The organism is Rhodanobacter sp. B2A1Ga4 (assembly GCF_018101315.1).
Taxonomy (GTDB): Bacteria; Pseudomonadota; Gammaproteobacteria; order Xanthomonadales; family Rhodanobacteraceae; genus Rhodanobacter; species Rhodanobacter thiooxydans_A.
The window spans coordinates 877,787-894,978 of record NZ_JADBJR010000001.1 but is presented as its reverse complement, the minus strand read 5'-3'; the positions used below and the strand labels follow the sequence as shown (position 1 = coordinate 894,978).

The 17,192-nt window shown below is 67.5% G+C and carries 15 protein-coding genes; 14 read left to right on the top strand and 1 reads right to left on the bottom strand.

Going from position 1 to position 17,192, the window contains the following annotated elements; all coding sequences use genetic code 11:
- Positions 1–107 precede the first annotated feature (107 nt).
- The 11 genes from IMW82_RS04065 (at position 108) to recO (ending at position 12,262) form a co-directional block, all read left to right on the top strand.
- Entirely contained in the window at positions 108–602 is a 495-nt protein-coding gene (locus IMW82_RS04065) for a hypothetical protein (protein WP_108472984.1), read from the top strand.
- A 12-nt stretch (positions 603–614) separates the two neighbouring features.
- A complete protein-coding gene (locus IMW82_RS04060) occupies positions 615–3,182 on the top strand; it encodes a bifunctional diguanylate cyclase/phosphodiesterase (RefSeq protein WP_211003924.1) in 2,568 nt (855 codons plus the stop codon).
- 192 nt (positions 3,183–3,374) lie between these two features.
- Positions 3,375–3,989 (top strand): RNA polymerase sigma factor RpoE, encoded by a 615-nt coding sequence (gene rpoE, locus IMW82_RS04055; RefSeq protein WP_108472982.1) that lies wholly within the window; start codon positions 3,375–3,377, stop codon positions 3,987–3,989.
- Entirely contained in the window at positions 3,986–4,660 is a 675-nt protein-coding gene (locus tag IMW82_RS04050) for a sigma-E factor negative regulatory protein (protein ID WP_211003923.1), read from the top strand. The genes rpoE and IMW82_RS04050 overlap by 4 nt, the downstream gene beginning before the upstream one ends.
- A 162-nt stretch (positions 4,661–4,822) precedes the next feature.
- Positions 4,823–6,295 (top strand): Do family serine endopeptidase, encoded by a 1,473-nt coding sequence (locus tag IMW82_RS04045; RefSeq protein WP_211003922.1) that lies wholly within the window; start codon positions 4,823–4,825, stop codon positions 6,293–6,295.
- A 171-nt stretch (positions 6,296–6,466) separates the two neighbouring features.
- On the top strand, positions 6,467–8,260 hold the full coding sequence (lepA, locus tag IMW82_RS04040) for a translation elongation factor 4 (RefSeq protein ID WP_211003921.1): 1,794 nt from the start codon (positions 6,467–6,469) through the stop codon (positions 8,258–8,260).
- A gap of 45 nt (positions 8,261–8,305) precedes the next feature.
- Positions 8,306–9,202 carry a signal peptidase I gene (gene lepB / locus IMW82_RS04035; RefSeq protein WP_108472978.1) on the top strand — a complete coding sequence of 299 codons (897 nt, stop codon included), beginning with the start codon at positions 8,306–8,308 and terminating at the stop codon, positions 9,200–9,202.
- Positions 9,203–9,386: 184 nt separating this feature from the next.
- Positions 9,387–9,770 carry a DUF4845 domain-containing protein gene (locus IMW82_RS04030; RefSeq protein ID WP_108472977.1) on the top strand — a complete coding sequence of 128 codons (384 nt, stop codon included), beginning with the start codon at positions 9,387–9,389 and terminating at the stop codon, positions 9,768–9,770.
- 3 nt (positions 9,771–9,773) lie between these two features.
- Positions 9,774–10,433 carry a ribonuclease III gene (rnc, locus tag IMW82_RS04025; RefSeq protein ID WP_211003920.1) on the top strand — a complete coding sequence of 220 codons (660 nt, stop codon included), beginning with the start codon at positions 9,774–9,776 and terminating at the stop codon, positions 10,431–10,433.
- An 82-nt stretch (positions 10,434–10,515) separates the two neighbouring features.
- Positions 10,516–11,448: a GTPase Era gene (era, locus tag IMW82_RS04020; RefSeq protein ID WP_211003919.1), complete on the top strand. Its 933-nt coding sequence runs from the start codon at positions 10,516–10,518 to the stop codon at positions 11,446–11,448.
- Positions 11,449–11,536: 88 nt separating this feature from the next.
- On the top strand, positions 11,537–12,262 hold the full coding sequence (gene recO, locus IMW82_RS04015) for a DNA repair protein RecO (RefSeq protein WP_211003918.1): 726 nt from the start codon (positions 11,537–11,539) through the stop codon (positions 12,260–12,262).
- On the opposite strand, the gene IMW82_RS04010 is transcribed toward recO, so the two are convergent.
- Positions 12,259–12,996, bottom strand: a complete 738-nt coding sequence (locus IMW82_RS04010) for a response regulator (RefSeq protein ID WP_345777114.1) — start codon at positions 12,994–12,996, stop codon at positions 12,259–12,261. The genes recO and IMW82_RS04010 overlap by 4 nt on opposite strands.
- A 45-nt stretch (positions 12,997–13,041) precedes the next feature.
- Between IMW82_RS04010 and IMW82_RS04005 the strand changes: the two genes are divergently transcribed.
- From IMW82_RS04005 to rlmD, 3 genes are all read left to right on the top strand, one after another.
- The gene (locus IMW82_RS04005) at positions 13,042–15,063 is read left to right on the top strand and encodes a hypothetical protein (RefSeq protein ID WP_211003916.1); all 2,022 of its coding nucleotides are present in this window, start codon (positions 13,042–13,044) and stop codon (positions 15,061–15,063) included.
- Between the two features lie 51 nt (positions 15,064–15,114).
- Positions 15,115–15,720: a YdbL family protein gene (locus IMW82_RS04000; protein ID WP_211003915.1), complete on the top strand. Its 606-nt coding sequence runs from the start codon at positions 15,115–15,117 to the stop codon at positions 15,718–15,720.
- Positions 15,721–15,791: 71 nt separating this feature from the next.
- The gene (rlmD, locus tag IMW82_RS03995) at positions 15,792–17,135 is read left to right on the top strand and encodes a 23S rRNA (uracil(1939)-C(5))-methyltransferase RlmD (protein ID WP_211003914.1); all 1,344 of its coding nucleotides are present in this window, start codon (positions 15,792–15,794) and stop codon (positions 17,133–17,135) included.
- Positions 17,136–17,192: the final 57 nt, after the last annotated feature.

Below are 17,192 nucleotides of genomic sequence, written 5' to 3'. Positions count from 1 at the left end.
CAATGGGCCTCGCAACGGTCGGGTATCGCCCGGCCAGCCCTCCGGCCAGTCGCCGGCAGGCCGATTTCACCAGTGCACTATCGCCGACACGGCAGGACGGTGACGCAATGACTCCAGCACTGGCCTCTGTTCCACCGCAAGCCGGCGCCGAGATTTTCGAGCGGATCCTGGCGGCTGCGAGTGGCCTCGTGGTGCTGGACTGCAAGGACGTCCCGACCCTGATCGAGCAGTTCCGCGCGATCGCCCGGCATACCGGGCAGGCGGTGTACCTGTGGCAGCCCGATACCGGCCTGGGCAGTTTGCGCGATGCGCAGGTACGGGTGCCGGACTGCCAGCGACTTGGCAATGCGTTGCGCTACATGCAGCAGAGCATGCATTTCGGCGTGTACTTCCTGTTCGGGCTGGAGCTTCCCCTGTCGGCGATGGACGCCACCTTGCTGCGCCAGCTTGCCCGCGCGCCCAAGGGCCATTTGCGCCGTGTCGTGCTGATCGACGCGCCGGTGGCGCTGGTCGAGCACCTGGGCGAACTGGCAGTGCGCGTAGGCAGCGAAGACAGCCTGCCGCGTCGCCTGCGCCTGCGCGACGGCCGCTGGCTGGTTTAGGCAGGCATGCAGATGAATTCCGGCATTCTGGTAGTCGCCGCCCAGCGCGAATTGCGCCGCAGCCTGTTCGATGCGCTCGACCAGGCGGGTTATCCGCAGATCCACAGCGCCCGCGACATATCGCACGCCGCGATCCTGCTGGAGGGGCGTGAGTCGCTGCCACCGCTGCAGCTGATCGTGGCGGTACTGGCCGGCGACGAGCAGCAGGCGCGCAACAGTTGCGAGCAGTTGCGCCGCCTGCCAGGCGGTGCGGACACGCCGCTGATCGTGGTGCTGGGCGAGGACGCCACGCTGAATCCCGCCGAGCTGCCGGCCGGCATCGTCGACTGGCTTTCGACCGCGCAGATCAGCAGCGAGCTGGTACCGCGCTGGCGGCGCTCGCCGGCCGGCAACGCCCAGCGTCCGCGCCAGCTGGCCGCTGCGCCGGACGACGGTGCGCATGAGGATTACCGCTACGTGTTCGAGGAAGGCGACGGTGAGTGGCTGATCGCCGACGCACAGACCGGCCGTCTGCTTGAGGTCAGTCCCACGGTGGCACGGCACAGCCGCATGCATGCCAGCCAGTGGGAGGGCTTGCCGCTGGCCGAGGTACTGCGCTTCGAGGGCATCGCGATCGAGCAGGTGCTGGCCGAGGCCAACCGCGGCTGGTATCCCTGCCAGCGCAAGTCGGCAGTGGGTGTCGACACCGGCCAGGCCAGCGTGCGGCGCATCCAGCACGCCGGACGCGAGGCGCTGGCCCTGATGTTCCGTAGTGATCGCGCCGACCTGCGGGCAGAGGCCGCGCTGTCGCTGCTGTCGCGCATCTTCGCCTCGACCAGCGGGGTTGACGCGCAGACCGCCGCCGGCCGCCTGCTGTTCGACGAGCTGGGTCTGGATTACCTGGCTGTCTGGTCGGCGCGCCAGGATGGCGCCGACGCGCCGGTGCAGATGCTGCAACTGTGGAATGGCGACGCCCTGCAGTGGCCGTCGGCGCAACTGCAGAGTTCGCTGCAACTGGTGCTGGGCGGCAAGCCGATCCTGCACCGCACCGACGCGAAACGGCTGGCGTCGATGGACCCGTTGCTGCAGCAACTCGAACTGTCCGGGTTTGCCGGCCTGCCACTGTACGACGAACGGCATACCGTGCTCGGCGCGATGCTGGCCGGCAGCCGGCGCGGCTTCGGCGAGATGGGCATCATCGAGCCGGTGCTGCGCTGTGCCGCGGCGCGCTTCGCGCAGATGCTGGAACTGGGCCGCACCCGTGAACAGGGCCGCGCCGAGGGCCTGGTCGACGCCCTGACCGGCTTGCCGAACCGGCTGCTGTTCAACGACCGGCTGGACACGATCATCCGCGAGGCAACCCGCAACGGCGAATGCTTCGCCGTGCTGTTCGTCGACCTGGACCGTTTCAAGGCGATCAACGACACCTACGGCCATGCCGCCGGCGACCAGGTGCTGCGCACGGTCACCCAGCGCCTGTGCGGCAGCATTCGCGCTTCCGACACGGTGGCGCGTTATGCCGGCGACGAGTTCACCGTCGTGCTGCGCCACATCGTGAAGAACGACGACGTGCTGCGCGTGGCCGAGAAGATCGTGCAGGTGATGGAGACGCCGCTGTTCCTCGAGGATGGCACCGAGTTGCAGGTCACCGCGTCGATGGGCCTGAGCTTCTTCCCCGACGACGCCGGCGACGCGCAGACCCTGCTCAAGCATGCCGACGAGGCGATGTACGCGGCCAAGCACCAGGGTCGCAACACGTTCCAGATCTACGAGGTGAGTCCGGAGTACGCCCAGCAGCACGGCATGGCGCTGAAGACGCGCTTGCGCCATGCCGAGGGCAACGGCGAGCTGCGCGTGGTCTACCAGCCACAGGTCAACACCGAGACCGAAGACATCATGGGGATGGAGGCGCTGGTGCGCTGGGAGCATCCCGAACTGGGCATGATCAGCCCGGCGGTGTTCATTCCGCTGGCCGAGGAGACCGGCCTGATCGTCTCGATCGGCGAGTGGGTGATGCGCACGGCCTGTCACCAGGCGAAGGAGTGGGAGCAGCACTACGGCCTGCGCCTGCGCCTGGGTGTGAACCTGTCCGCGGTGCAGCTGATGGAGCCGCAACTGCTGGACACCGTGGCCACCGTGCTGCGCGAAACCGGGCTCGATCCCACCCTGCTGGAAATGGAGGTCACCGAGAGCATCAGCATCAAGGAAGCGCCGAACCTGGTCGAGAACCTGCACGCGCTGCACCGGCTGGGCTGCCACATCGCGATCGACGATTTCGGCACCGGCGCCGCCTCGCTGGACTACCTGCGCCGGCTGCCGGCCGACCGCATCAAGATCGACCAGAGCTTCGTGCGCAACATCGGGGTGGACCCCGACGACGAGGCGATCGTGCGTGCCACCATCGAAATGGCGCACCGGCTGAAACGGGCCGTCGTGGCGGAAGGCGTGGAGATCGAGCAGCACCTGCAGTTCCTGCGCCAGCACGGTTGCGACGAGTTGCAGGGCTACTTGTTCTGCCGCCCGCTGCCGCCGGCCAGTTTCGACAAGCTGCTGGCCGAGCGCCAGCGCCTGCTGGAGGCGCGGGTGGCCGAGCCGGCTTGAGCCGGCGGCGGGCGTCCCCATAACTGATCCGGCCCGTCACGGGTCCGGGGTGCCTGGCCAGGCATGACAACCTGCCAACAGGCTGTGCGTTATGGTGAAGACGATACCCAGGTGCATGCTGAACTCGGGCAACAGACTGTGGTCTGAGCGCCGCGTTCAGTTCAAAACAAGCTCCCGCAGCGGAAGACGGCATTGACGACGGATACGGCCCGTACGGGCGAAAACGAACTGGATCGCGCGCTGGTCGAGCGGGTCCAGCAGGGAGACAAGCGGGCCTTCGACCTGCTGGTGCGCAAATACCAGCACAAGGTGATCGGGCTGGTCTCGCGCTACGTGAGGAGCCACGCCGAGTGCGAGGACATCGCGCAGGAGTCGTTCATCCGGGCGTGGCGGGCGATCGGCTCGTTCCGCGGCGACAGCGCGTTCTACACCTGGCTGTACAAGATCGCGGTGAACACCGCCAAGAACCACCTGGTGGCGATGGGGCGGCGTCCGCCGTCCGGCGACATTGATGCCGACGACGCCGAGTTCATGGCCGGCGCCGAGCGCATGCACGACAGCGCCACGCCCGAGCGCGAGCTGATGCGCCAGGAAATTGAACAATCTGTGTTTTCCACTGTCCAAGCCCTGCCCGAAGAGCTGCGGACCGCCATTACGCTGCGCGAAGTGGATGGCCTCAGCTACGATGAAATCGCCGAAGCGATGGGCTGCCCGATCGGCACGGTGCGTTCGCGCATCTTCCGGGCGCGCGAGGCGATCGACGAGAAGCTGCGGCCCCTGTTGTCGGACCGCGAGGATCAGACATGAATCAGGCAGGCATGAATCAGGACACCCGGGAAAGCCTTTCCGCGGGCATCGATGGCGAGTTGTCGAAGGAGCAGCTGCGTTTCCTGCTGCGCCGGCTCGATCACGATGCCTCGCTGCAGCAGGCCTGGGGCCACTACCACATCGCCCGTGACAGCCTGCGCCAGCAGTTGCCGCCGCTGGCCGGAGCCGGTTTTTCCGCGCGGGTGATGCTGGCGATCGAGCAGGAGTCGAAGCCCGTCGCGGCATCGGCCCGGCGCAACCACTGGCTGCGCTGGTCCACCGGTGGCGCGATCGCTGCCAGCGTGGCTGCCGCTGCCCTGATGATCGGCCAACCGACCGGCGATGCCGAGCGCCTGACTGCATCGACCACCCGGCAGGCCAGTGCGGTCGCCGCTGCCACCGCACCGGCTAACAAGCCGGCCGCTCCCGCCACGGTGCCGCCATGGCTCAGTGGCAATTCCGCCGGACTGCTCAGCCAGCAGGCCTCGGCCACCTTCGGTGCGCCGTTCGGCCAGAGCCAGTCGGCCTATGCCCAGCGCCTGTCTGCTTACCCGTCGATGCCCCGTTACCGGACGCTCGACAACAACGACGGCAGCTACCTGCTGCTGCTCGACCCGGAGCAGCAGGTTGCGCCGGCTACCTCGCGCCGGGCTTCCGCCGTCGCGCAATAAGCACGGCCGCGCGTGATTACCCGCGGCTCGTCCTCACCAGTTTTCGCCTCCATCGACCCGTCGCACGGGTCGATCGGCGGCATGTGTCCCGAGCGGGCACGCCGCCACCCGTGTCATCCATCCACTTGAAGCCTGTTGGCTGAAATCAACCAAGGAGGAGCCATGAACCATTCCATCTTGCGCAGCCTGGCGTGCTGTGCACTGCTGGGCATCGCCGGTACCGGCACGCTGCAGGCGCAGGTGCCGACTGTGGCGGCGCTACCGGACTTCACCGGGATCGTGCAGAAGAACGCACCTGCCGTGGTGCATGTCGAAGCGCGCTACAACGGCGAGCGGCAGGGCGACAGTCGCACTGCGGGCGGACAGATGATGCCCGGCCAGGGCATGCCGGACGATCCGCAGGCGGAGATCCTGCGACGCTTCTTCGGCATGCCGATGATGCCGTCGCCGCAGGAACAGAAACACACCTCGCTGGGCTCGGGCTTCATCATCTCCAGTGACGGCTACATCCTCACCAACAACCACGTGGTCGATCACGCCGACAAGGTGACCGTGCGCCTGCAGGACCGGCGCACGCTGACTGCCCGGGTAATCGGCACCGATCCGACCTATGACATCGCCCTGCTCAAGGTGGATGCCGGCGGCGCGCTGCCGGCGGTGACCCTCGGCGATTCGCGCAGCCTGAAGCCCGGCCAGTGGGTGCTGGCGATCGGTTCGCCGTTCGGCTTCGACTACACGGTGACCCAGGGCATCGTCAGCGCGGTGGGCCGCAACCTGGGCCAGCGCGACCAGCCGTATACCTCGTTCATCCAGACCGACGTGCCGATCAACCGCGGCAATTCCGGTGGCCCGCTGTTCGACCTGCAGGGCCGCGTGGTCGGCATCAATTCGCAGATCTATTCCAACACCGGCGACTACCTCGGCGTGTCGTTCTCGATCCCGATCGACGTGGCGATGAATGCCGTGCAGCAGCTCAAGAGCAAGGGTTACGTCTCGCGCGGCATGCTTGGCGTGACCATGCAGCCGGTCGACGACGACATCGTCAAGGCCTTCCACCTGGAGAATGGCGCGGGCGCCGCCGTGGTCGACGTCAGCCCTGGCAGTGGTGCGGCGAAGGCCGGCATCCAGCCCGGCGACATCATCCTGGCCTACAACGGTCAGCCGCTGCAGCAGGCGGCGGACCTGCCGCCGCTGGTGGGCATGACCAAGCCGGGCAGCAAGGTGCCGGTGGAAATTCTGCGCAACGGCAAGAAGCAGACGCTGGATGTCACCATCAGCGAAGCCTCGCGCGACAAGACTGCAGTGAACAACCAGGGCGCCGTGCCCTCGTCGAGCCGCAGCGGTTCGGCCGCGCTGGGCCTGACCGTGCAGTCGATCGACAACGACACCCGCACGCAACTGGGACTGAAGCCGGGGCAGGGTGTGGTGATCGGCGACATCACGGGGCCGGTGGCGGCGCAGGCTGGCCTGCGCGCCGGTGACGTCATCCTGATGGTCAACCAGCAGAAGATCGGCAGCGTGGCCGAGTTCGAGGCGGCGACCAGGGGCGTGAAGGCCGGCAGCACGGTGCTGTTGCTGGTGCGTCGCGGCGAGCAGAGCAACTTCGTCGGCCTGACGGTACCGGAGGACAAGTGAGCGGGCGGCAGTGCGCGGCTGGGCAGGCGGTACCTTGGCCGCGCGAGTCCGTGCGTGGCGGCGGCGGGTTCCATGCGATAATGCCGGGTTAGCGTCGCTTTATGGTGATGCGCCGCCACGCATGGTGCGTGGCGGCAGGACCCAAGCCCGACGACAGGCCGCCAGCGCTCCATGGAATTGATCCGCAACTTCTCCATCATCGCCCACATCGACCACGGCAAGTCGACCCTGGCCGACCGCATCATCCAGCTTTGCGGCGGCCTGGCCGATCGCGAGATGGAGGCGCAGGTGCTGGACAACAATCCGATCGAGCGCGAGCGCGGCATCACCATCAAGGCGCAGTCGGTGTCGCTGCCGTACAAGGCGTGCGACGGCAAGACCTACCAGCTAAATTTCATCGACACGCCCGGCCACGTCGACTTCTCCTACGAAGTCAGCCGCTCGCTGGCCGCCTGCGAGGGCGCGCTGCTGGTGGTGGACGCTGCCCAGGGCGTGGAGGCGCAGTCCGTCGCCAACTGCTACACCGCGGTGGAGATGGGCCTGGAAGTGGTGCCGGTGTTGAACAAGATCGACCTGCCCACCGCCGACATCGAGAAGGTGAAGGGCGAGATCGAGGCGGTGATCGGCATCGACGCCACCGATGCGGTGGCAATCAGCGCCAAGACCGGGCTCAACGTGATCGAGGTGCTGGAGGCGATCGTGGCGCGCATCCCGCCGCCGAAGCCGCGTGACACCGACCGGCTGCAGGCGCTGATCATCGACTCGTGGTTCGACAACTACCTGGGCGTGGTGTCGCTGGTGCGCGTGATGCAGGGCGAGATCAAGCCCGGCGACAAGCTGCTGGTGATGTCCACCGGGCGCACCCACGAAGTGGACGACGTCGGCGTGTTCACGCCCAAGCGCAAGAAGCTGGACAAGCTCGGCGCCGGCGAGGTGGGCTGGATCAATGCCTCGATCAAGGACGTGCACGGCGCGCCGGTCGGTGACACGCTGACCCTGGCCGCGAAGCCGGCCGAGAAGGCGCTGCCCGGCTTCCAGACCATGCAGCCGCGCGTGTTCGCCGGCCTGTTCCCGGTGTCCTCGGACGACTTCCCGGCGATGCGCGAGGCGCTGGACAAGCTGCGCCTCAACGACGCCGCGCTGTTCTTCGAGCCGGAATCCTCCGAGGCGATGGGTTTCGGCTTCCGCTGCGGCTTCCTCGGCATGCTGCACATGGAAATCGTGCAGGAGCGGCTGGAGCGCGAATACGATCTGAACCTGATCACCACCGCGCCGACCGTGGTGTATGAGGTGCTCAAGACCGACGGTTCGATCCTGATGCTGGACAACCCGGCCAAGCTGCCGACGAATTCCAGCCTGGTGCAGGAAATCCGCGAGCCGATCATCGTCGCCAACATCCTCACGCCGCCGGACTACATCGGCAACGTGATCACCCTGTGCGAGGAGAAGCGCGGCGTGCAGCGCTCGATCCAGTACCTGGCGACCCAGGTGCAGATCAGCTACGAGATCCCGCTGGCCGAGGTGGTGCTGGATTTCTTCGACCGGTTGAAATCGGTCTCGCGCGGCTACGCTTCGATGGACTACCACTTCGACCGCTTCGAGGCTGGCCCGTTCGTGCGCGTGGACGTGCTGATCAACGGCGAGCGCGTGGATGCGCTGTCGCTGATCGTGCACCGCAGCCATGCCGACCGCCGCGGGCGCGACCTGGTCGAGCGGATGAAGGACCTGATCCCGCGCCAGCAGTTCGACGTGGCGATCCAGGCCGCGATCGGCGCGCAGGTCATCGCACGCTCCACGGTGAAAGCCCTGCGCAAGAATGTTCTGGCCAAGTGCTACGGCGGCGACGTCAGCCGCAAGAAGAAGCTTCTGGAAAAGCAGAAGGAAGGCAAGAAGCGCATGAAGCAGGTGGGTCGCGTGGAGATTCCGCAGGAAGCATTCCTGGCTGTACTGAAGGTCGACAAATAACAAGTGCGATCAGCGATGATCCGTCAGGCAACCTGGAGTTAAGGCATGGAATTCGATTTTTCGGCGATTCTGCTTGGCCTCACCGTGCTGTTCGGCGTGGTGTGGGGCCTGGATCGGCTGTTCCTGTACAAGAAGCGCAAGGCGCGGCTGGAGGCGGCCGGCGAGGAATACCGCGACCCGATGCCGGTGGACTGGTCGCGCTCGCTGTTCCCGGTGGTGCTGGTGGTGCTGCTGTTGCGCTCGTTCGTGGCCGAGCCCTTCCGCATCCCGTCCGGCTCGATGATGCCGACGCTGGATGTGGGCGACTTCATCCTGGTCAACAAGTTCGCCTACGGCCTGCGCATGCCGGCGTTCAACAACAAGCTGGTCGACCTCGGTGAGCCGCAGCGCGGCGACGTGGTGGTATTCCGCTTCCCCGGTTACCTGTGCCAGGACGGCGGCAAGCTGGTGCGCAGCGGCGACATGAGCTGCAACGACCCGCAGGCGCCGGTGCCGGCGCAGAACTGGATCAAGCGGGTGATCGGCCTGCCGGGCGACAGCATCGAGGTGCACGGCGCCGAGCTGTGGGTCAACGGCCAGCGCGTGACCGCCGACGAAATCGGCCCCTACGTGGGCAACCCGCAGCGCAGCGTGGACCAGATCATGCTGAACATGGGTGCGACGGTATGGACCGAGCACCTGGGCAAGGTCAACCACATGATCGCGCGGATGCCGGCCTACACCACGCCCAATTCGATACCGAACGACCGGGTGCCCTCGAAGGTGCCGCCGGGCTGCTACCTGGTGATGGGCGACAACCGCTACGACAGCCTGGACAGCCGTTGGTGGGGCTGCATGCCGGAGCAGAACCTGGCCGGCAAGGCCTTCCTGATCTGGATGAGCTGGAAGGGCTGGGGTACCGGTGGCGTGGATTTCTCGCGGATCGGCACGGTCATTCACTGAGGCCTGCCGCGGCAGGCCCGACGGGCGAAAGCGTGACGCGGTCGAAGCGTTGCGCACACGCGGCCGCCAACAGTGCGAGAATCCGCAGGCATAATCGGCATACCGGCACGTGCGGCGACGTCAGCCAGGCCCGGATCACCATCCACAGACAGGCACGCCGAACAGGCGGCATAGCGAGGGGACTATGAAATCGAAGCAGTCGGGCGTCACTCTGATCGGGTTCCTGATCATCATGGCCATCGTGGGCTTCCTGGCCTACATGGGCATGAAGCTGCTGCCGTCGTATTCGGAGTACATGGGCGTGGTCAAGGCGATGAACCAGGTCGCCACCGAGGGCACCAATGGCAGGTCGCTGGACGATATCCGTCGTGGCCTGATGTTCAAGATGGGCTTCCAGTACGTCGACGACGCCACCATCCAGCCGAAGGACATCACCATCGTGCGAGACAGCGGTGGCGCCAACAAGCTGCGCGTGGCCTACGACAAGCAGATTCCGTTCATGTACAACATCGACTTCCTGCTGCACTTCGACAAGAGCGTGCAGTTGCAGGGCAATGTGGGCCAGTAACTTTTGGAACTGAACTATCGTTTTCGCGATGCGGCACTGGCGCAGCTGGCACTGACCCACCGCAGCATTGGCAAACCGAACAACGAGCGGCTGGAGTTCCTCGGTGATGCACTGCTCGGTGCGATCGTCGCCGAGATGCTGTACGAAGCCCACCCCAAGGCCAGCGAAGGCGAGCTGTCGCGGCTGCGCGCGCAACTGGTCAACGGCCAGGCACTGGCCGTGGTGGCGCGCGAGCTGGCCCTGGGCGACGGGCTGAAGCTCGGCCCCGGCGAGTTGAAGAGTGGCGGCTTCCGGCGTGATTCGATCCTGGCCGACGCGTTCGAGGCGATGGTCGCCGCGGTGTACCTGGATGGTGGTTTCGATGCCTGCCGCGAGACCGTTCGCGGGCTGTTCGCCGAGCGCATCAGCGCCTTGCGCCGCTCCTCCAAGGACGCCAAGACGCGCTTGCAGGAATGGCTGCAGGCCAAGGGCCTGCCGCTGCCGCAGTACGAGCTGGTCGCCAGCCACGGCGAGGACCATGCCAAGACCTTCGACGTCAGCTGCACGGTCAGCGAGCCGATGGCGTTCACCGTCGAAGCGCATGCCGGCAACCGGCGCGCTGCCGAACAGGACGCGGCCGAAATCGTGCTGAACCAGCTGCTGGAACAGCAGCGCGACGCCTAACCCCGTCGCTTCCGTCTGCCGTACCCGCGTGCCGCCTCCGGCGAAGCACTACACTTGCCACCCGACCCGAGCGACCTGCGCCATGAACCACGAACTGGACCCCGCCGGCGGCAAGCTGCCGCATGAGAATTTCCGCTGCGGCACGGTCGCGCTGGCCGGACGCCCGAACGTGGGCAAGTCGACCCTGCTCAATGCGCTGATCGGTTTCCGCCTGTCGATCATCAGCCCGCGGCCGCAGACCACCCGCCACCGCATCCTCGGCATCAACACCAGCGAGGCCGGGCAGATCATGTACGTCGACACGCCGGGCCTGCACCGCGGCGCCAAGCGCGCGATGAACCGCAGCCTGAACCGTGCCGCGCGCTCGGCGATCAGCGACGTCGACCTGGTGGTGCAGGTGATCGAGGCCGGCCGCTTCACCGACGAGGACGAGGCGCTGTACGCCGCCCTGGTCGAACAGTCGTCGCCGCGCCTGCTGGTGATCAACAAGGTCGACCTCAGCAAGGACAAGACGGTGATGCTGCCGTTCGTGGCCGAGCTGGTGGCCAAGCACAGCTACGACGAGATCCACTACGTCAGCGCGCTCAAGGGGCAGGGCCTGAAGGAGCTGGAGCAGGCGATCCTCCAGCGCCTGCCGGTGCAGCCGCCGGTATTCGGCGAGGACGAGGTCACCGACCGCAGCGAGCGCTTCCTCGCCGCCGAGATGGTGCGTGAGCAGCTGATGCTGCGGCTCGACCAGGAGCTGCCGTACGCGACCACGGTGGAGATCGAGCAGTTCAACGACCGTCCCGATGGCATCGCCGAGATCCACGCGATCATCTGGGTCGAGCGTGCCGGCCAGAAGGCGATCGTGATCGGCAACGGCGGAGCCCAGCTCAAGGCGATCGGCACGAGTGCGCGGCGCCACATGGAGCGCATGTTCGAGCGCAAGGTATTCCTGAAGCTGTGGGTGAAGGTGCGCGAAGGCTGGGTCGACGACGAGAACATGCTGAAGAAGTTCGGCTATACGGATTGACGTGGGAATCGGGAATGGGGAATAGGGAATCGTTGGAGCGGGTCCCGGCTTTTCCGATTTCCGACTCCCCATTCCCGATTCCCTGCCAATGCGCATCGAACAGCAACCCGCCTACGTCCTGCACGCGCGTGCGTATCGCGAGACGTCGCTGCTGCTCGAATGCCTGACCCGCGAACATGGCCGGCTCGGCGTGGTGGCGCGCGGCGTGCGCGGCGAGCGGGCGCGTTTGCGGCGGGCCCAGCTGGAGCCGTTCCAGCCGTTGACGATGGACCTGCTGCTGCGCGGTGAGATGGCCACGCTGACCGCGGTCGAAGTGGTGGGTACGCCGGCGCGCCTGCCCGGTGACGCCGGCCTGGCAGGGCTGTATCTCAACGAACTGGTGGTGCGCCTGACCGGCCGGCAGGATCCCTACCCGCGACTGTTCGATGCCTACGCCCGGACCCTGGCGCGGCTGGGCGCCGACGAGTCGCTGGCGTGGAGCCTGCGCCGCTTCGAGCGCGACCTGCTGGAGGCGCTCGGCTACGGCCTGCAACTGCAATATGAGGCGGACTCCGGCGAACCGCTGGAGGCGCAGGCGTCCTACCGCTACCTGGTCGAGCAGGGCGCCGTGCGCTGCGCTGCCAACGGCCCGCGCGCGCTGCGCGGCAGCGACCTGCTGGCGCTGGGGCAGGACCGGACGCCCGACACCAGCGGCCTGAAGTCCCTGCGCGACATGATGCGCGAGGTGATCCGCTTCCATCTGGGTGGCGGCGAGCTGCGCGCCTGGCGGGTACTGGCGATGGCGGTTTCGGGCCGCCGCGGGATACCCGACTAACTGTCCAGCGCCTGCAGCGTCGCCAGCAGGGCCTTGTGGAAGCGCGCCAGTGCGATCGGCGTGGCGCCACGCAGCAGCAGTTGCCGCTGCAACAGCACGGTCTGGGTGGACAGCGCGGCCGCGCCGCAGAAGCCACAGGATGAGCGCAGCCGGTGCAGGCGCTCGCTGAAACCGGCACGGTCGCGGCTCAGCGCATCCAGTTCCTGATGCAGCAGGGCCAGCTCCTCGCGCAGCAGCAGCCGCAGGGCGCGCATGGTGGTGGCGTCACCGGTGGCAGTCAGCGCCGCCCGGTCGTCCAGCACGCGGACGTCGCGGCGATCCGGCTGCACCAGTGCCAGCACGTCCTGCAGCCTGGCCAGGCCGCAGGGCTTCAACAGGATCTCGCTGAAGCCGGCGTCGAGTAGCGATTGCCGGGTACCCGGTTCCAGTTCGGCCGTGGTGGCCACCGCGATGCTCTCCGCCGAGCACGCTTGTTCGTCTTCACGCAGTGCGGTCAGGATCTGCAGCGCGCCGGCGCCGGGCATGCGGCAATCCAGCAGCAGCAGGTCGAACGGCTCGGTGCGTGCCCGTTGCAGGGCCGTCATGCCGTCCATGCAGGCTTCCGCCCGGGCGCCCATGGAGTCCAGCCCGTCGCACAGGAAACGGCAGCTGCCGGGGTCGTCGTCGGCCACCAATACCCGGATACGGGTGGCGCTGGCAGGGTCGGAATCGGTGTTGGCGAGGAGGCTGCTCATGACGAAATCCATATCGTTCATCCTGATTTGGCAGAATGGCCCGACATGCGCCCGACTTCAAGCCATTTCCTGCTGTGCTGCTGCCTGTTGCTGGGGGTCGGCTGGGCGCTGCCTGTGCGGGCGCAGGTGCTGCTGACGGCGAAGTCGATCAGCGTTCCCGGCGTCCACCTGCAGGCGGTGACCCTGCGCCTCGGCGAGGATGCCGCCGGCGGACTCCGGCTGCAGCTGAGCGCGGAGCAGGCCGACGTTCCGGCGATGGGCTGGCGACGGCTGGGCCTGACCCTCGACGGCAACCTGCAACGGGACGCCCGCCTGAGCTGGATCCTCGACGGCAACGTGCGCCTTTCGGGTGCGCCGGGTGGCGCGCTCAGCGATGCCCACGTGAACATCCTGCTCAGCGAGGCGGCCAACACCGTGCAGGTCGATATCCTGCAGGGCAAGGCGCATGCCAACGCCGCGCTGCCGCTGGACCAGCCCACCCACGCGCAGATCAGCCTGGACAACCTCCCTGCCGGCTGGCTGCAGGGCCTGCTCGGCACGGTCTGGTCGGGGCGCCCCACCGGCGGCCGGCTGGATGCCGAACTGGCGCTGGACCTGCGCAATCAGGGCCTGCAGTCGTCCGGGCAGTTCACCCTGGCCGGCCTGGGCTTCGACACCCCCAGCGGTACCCTGGCCGGGCAGGGGCTGGGCGGCAGCGGGCGTTTCAACCTCGACACCACGACCGGCCCGGCCCGGATCGAGCTGGATGCCAGCCTGCATGGCGGCGAGCTGTTGCTGGGGCCGATCTATGCCAGGTTGCCGGATCATCCGGTGCAGCTGGGGCTGCATGCGGTTGCACAGAACGGCGCGTTCGAATTGAGCCGCCTGCGCGTGAACGATGCCGATGCACTGCAACTCGACGGCGCGCTGGCCTTCGATGCAAAAGGCACGCTGAAGAGCCTGCGGCTGGACCGCGTGCGCGCGAATTTCCCCGCCGCCTATCAGCGCTACGGCGAGGCCTGGCTGAGCACGCTGGGCCTGCGCAACATGCGCATCGCCGGCCAGCTGAGCGGCAGCCTGGACCTGCGCGCGGACGGCCCGCACGGCTTCGCGTTCAACACCGACGGGCTGAGCCTGGCCGACGCGGATGGCCGGCTGGCGGTCGATGGCCTGCAGGGCGGGCTGGACTGGGCAAGCGATGGCGAGCGGGCGGCCACGACACTGGGCTGGCGCAGCCTGCAGTTCTACCGCATAGCGAACGGCGCCGCGCAATCGCAGTGGCAGAGTCGCGCCGGCACACTCAGCCTGCAGCAGCCGCTGCAGGTGCCGATCCTGCAGGGCCAGTTGCGTATCGGCCAGCTGGACTGGCGTCCGGCAGCGGCCAGGGGGCAACGGCTGGCGGCCTCGCTGGCGCTGACCGGCGTCGACATGGCTGCGTTCAGCCGGGCGATGGGCTGGCCGGCATTTCCCGGCACGCTGGGCGGGGCGATCCCGTCGCTGCGCTGGGTCGACGATCGTTTCGAGCTGGACGGCGGCCTGTCGGCCAGCGTGTTCGGCGGTTTCGTCGACATCACCGATCTCTCGCTGCAACAGCCGTTCGGCGCTACGCCGGTGCTGAATGGCGATATCACGCTGAAGCAACTGGACCTGGCTGCGATCACCAGCGTGTTCGACTTCGGCAGCATTACCGGCCCGCTGGACGGCTCGATCCAGAACCTGCGCCTGGTCAACTGGAACCCGGTCGCGTTCAAGGCCAGCCTGCTGGCGGGTGCGGGCGGCCGGATCAGCCAGCGCGCGGTGAACAACCTCACCGCCGTCGGTGGCGGCGGCATTGCCGCGGGCCTGCAGGGCGCCGTGCTGAAATTGTTCAAGACCTTCGGCTACAAGCGCATCGGGCTCAACTGCACGCTGCAGGGCACGCTGTGCCGGATGAGCGGCCTGGAGGCCACCGACGACGGCTACACTATCGTCGAAGGCAGTGGCTTGCCGCGGCTGCAGGTGGTTGGTCACCAGACCCAGGTCGACTGGCCGACCCTGGTGCGGCGCCTGCAGGAAGCCATCCATGGAGCGGCACCGCAAATCCGCTGAACCGGGCACGGGCGTCAGCTCTTCCACCCCTTTCAACTGCTGGAGTTCGTCATGCGCAAGCTCGTCTACGTCATCCTGACCTCGCTGGCCGTGGCGCTGGTCGGCTGCGTCACCATCAACGTGTATTTCCCCGAGGCCGCCGCGCAGAAGGCCGCCGACCAGTTCATCGGCAACGTGCTGGACCAGGCGGCGCCCGCCACGCCGGCGCCGAAGGCGCCGCAGCCGGCGGCGAAGGATGCCGGCCAGCAGCCGTCGGCGATGCTGCTCGACCTGCTGGTGCCGGCCGCGCATGCCGCCGACACGCCGGACATCCGCATCCGGACCGCCGCCACCGATGCGATCAGCGACCGCATGCAGGGCCGCTTCCAGGGCGCACTGGGCGACCTGCTCGACAGCGGCGCGGTGGGCTTCACCCATGACGGCATGGTGGCCATGCGCGATGCCGCCAAGGTGCCGCTGAGCCAGCGCGCGCAGGCGAACGCCACGGTGGCCGACGAAAACCGCGACCGCACCGCGCTGTACCGCGAGATCGCCAACGCCAACAACCACCCGGAATGGGAAGCGCAGATCCGCGCCACTTTCGCCAAGAGCTGGATCGAGAAGGCACACGCGGGCTGGTATTACCAGAACGCAGCGGGCGCCTGGCAGAAGAAGTAGGTCGCAGGCGCCATCCGGGCCGATCTGGGATAATCGGGGGCCAGCCAGCATGGCCCCATCGTTTGCGCCCCATGTCCCGATCCAACTCCGTTCCGTCGACGCCTTTCGAAGCCCACATCACCGACCTCGGCCATGACGGCCGCGGCGTGGCACGGGTCGACGGCAAGACCGTGTTCGTCAGCGGCGCCTTGCTCGGCGAGCAGGTGACGGCGAAGCTGCGCAAGCGCCACCGCCACTTCGACGAGGCGGAAGTGGTCGAGGTGATCGTGGCCTCGCCGCACCGCGTGGAGCCGCGCTGCCGCCACTTCGCCGAGTGCAGCGGCTGCTCGCTGCAGCACCTGGACGCGGCCACGCAGATCGGGACCAAGCAGCGCGTGTTGGCGGAGAATTTCGAGCGCATCGGCAAGGTCACGCCACAGGCGTGGCTGCCGCCGCTCACCGCCGAACCGTGGGGCTACCGGCGCAAGGGCCGGCTGTCGGTGCGCAACGTGGCGAAGAAGGGCCGCGTGCTGGTCGGTTTCCGCGAGGAACAAAACCCGCGCTTCGTCACCGAGATCCAGCAGTGCGAGGTGATGCACCCGGCGCTTGGCCCCAAGGTCGGTTTGCTCGCCGACCTGCTCAGCACGATGGATGCGGTCAACGATATCCCGCAGATCGAGTTCGCCGCCGGCGACGAGCTGATGGCACTGGTGTTCCGCCACATGCAGCCGCTGAGTGAACGTGACCTGGCCACGCTGACCGCGTTCGGCCAGCAGCACGGTTTCGCGATCTACCTGCAGCCGGGCGGCACCAGCAGCGTACATCCGCTGTGGCCGGAAAACCCGCGGCTGGCCTTCCGCATCGCCAGCGGCGACGCACGCTTCGCCGACGTCGAGCTGGAGTTCCAGCCGCTCGACTTCGTGCAGGTCAACGCCGGCATGAACCAGCTGATGATGGCGCGCGCCATGGAACTGCTCGATCCGCAGCCGACCGACCGCGTGCTGGACCTGTTCTGCGGCCTCGGCAACTTCACCTTGCCGATCGCCCGTCGCGTGGCCGAAGTGGCGGGCGTGGAAGGCGAGCACGGGCTGGTCGAGCGGGCGGCGCAGAACGCCGCGCGCAACGGCATCGCCAACGCACGTTTCCACGTGGCCAACCTGTTCGAGGACCAGCGCGCCGCCGACTGGGCGAAGCAGCCGTGGGACAAGCTGCTGCTCGATCCGCCGCGCGCCGGCGCCGACAAGGTGCTGGAGTACCTGCCGCACAAGCAGACGCAGCGCATCGTCTACGTCTCCTGCCATCCCGCTTCGCTGGCGCGCGACGCCGGCATCCTGGTCAACCAGCACGGCTTCAGGCTGGCCTCGGCTGGCGTGATGGACATGTTCCCGCATACCTCGCACGTCGAGTCGATAGCTTTATTCGAGCGCCATCCATGAGCGCGAGAATCAAGAAGCGGCCATCCATGGCCGCACTCTTCAATAAAACCCGGTTCC

Coding starts and splice junctions, on each gene's coding strand:
- IMW82_RS04065 (WP_108472984.1), top strand. CDS start 108: ATGACTCCAGCACTGGCCTCTGTTCCACCGCAAGCCGGCGCCGAGATT.
- IMW82_RS04060 (WP_211003924.1), top strand. CDS start 615: ATGAATTCCGGCATTCTGGTAGTCGCCGCCCAGCGCGAATTGCGCCGC.
- IMW82_RS04050 (WP_211003923.1), top strand. CDS start 3,986: ATGAATCAGGCAGGCATGAATCAGGACACCCGGGAAAGCCTTTCCGCG.
- IMW82_RS04045 (WP_211003922.1), top strand. CDS start 4,823: ATGAACCATTCCATCTTGCGCAGCCTGGCGTGCTGTGCACTGCTGGGC.
- lepA (WP_211003921.1), top strand. CDS start 6,467: ATGGAATTGATCCGCAACTTCTCCATCATCGCCCACATCGACCACGGC.
- lepB (WP_108472978.1), top strand. CDS start 8,306: ATGGAATTCGATTTTTCGGCGATTCTGCTTGGCCTCACCGTGCTGTTC.
- IMW82_RS04030 (WP_108472977.1), top strand. CDS start 9,387: ATGAAATCGAAGCAGTCGGGCGTCACTCTGATCGGGTTCCTGATCATC.
- era (WP_211003919.1), top strand. CDS start 10,516: ATGAACCACGAACTGGACCCCGCCGGCGGCAAGCTGCCGCATGAGAAT.
- recO (WP_211003918.1), top strand. CDS start 11,537: ATGCGCATCGAACAGCAACCCGCCTACGTCCTGCACGCGCGTGCGTAT.
- IMW82_RS04010 (WP_345777114.1), bottom strand. CDS start 12,996: ATGAGCAGCCTCCTCGCCAACACCGATTCCGACCCTGCCAGCGCCACC.
- IMW82_RS04005 (WP_211003916.1), top strand. CDS start 13,042: ATGCGCCCGACTTCAAGCCATTTCCTGCTGTGCTGCTGCCTGTTGCTG.
- IMW82_RS04000 (WP_211003915.1), top strand. CDS start 15,115: ATGCGCAAGCTCGTCTACGTCATCCTGACCTCGCTGGCCGTGGCGCTG.
- rlmD (WP_211003914.1), top strand. CDS start 15,792: ATGTCCCGATCCAACTCCGTTCCGTCGACGCCTTTCGAAGCCCACATC.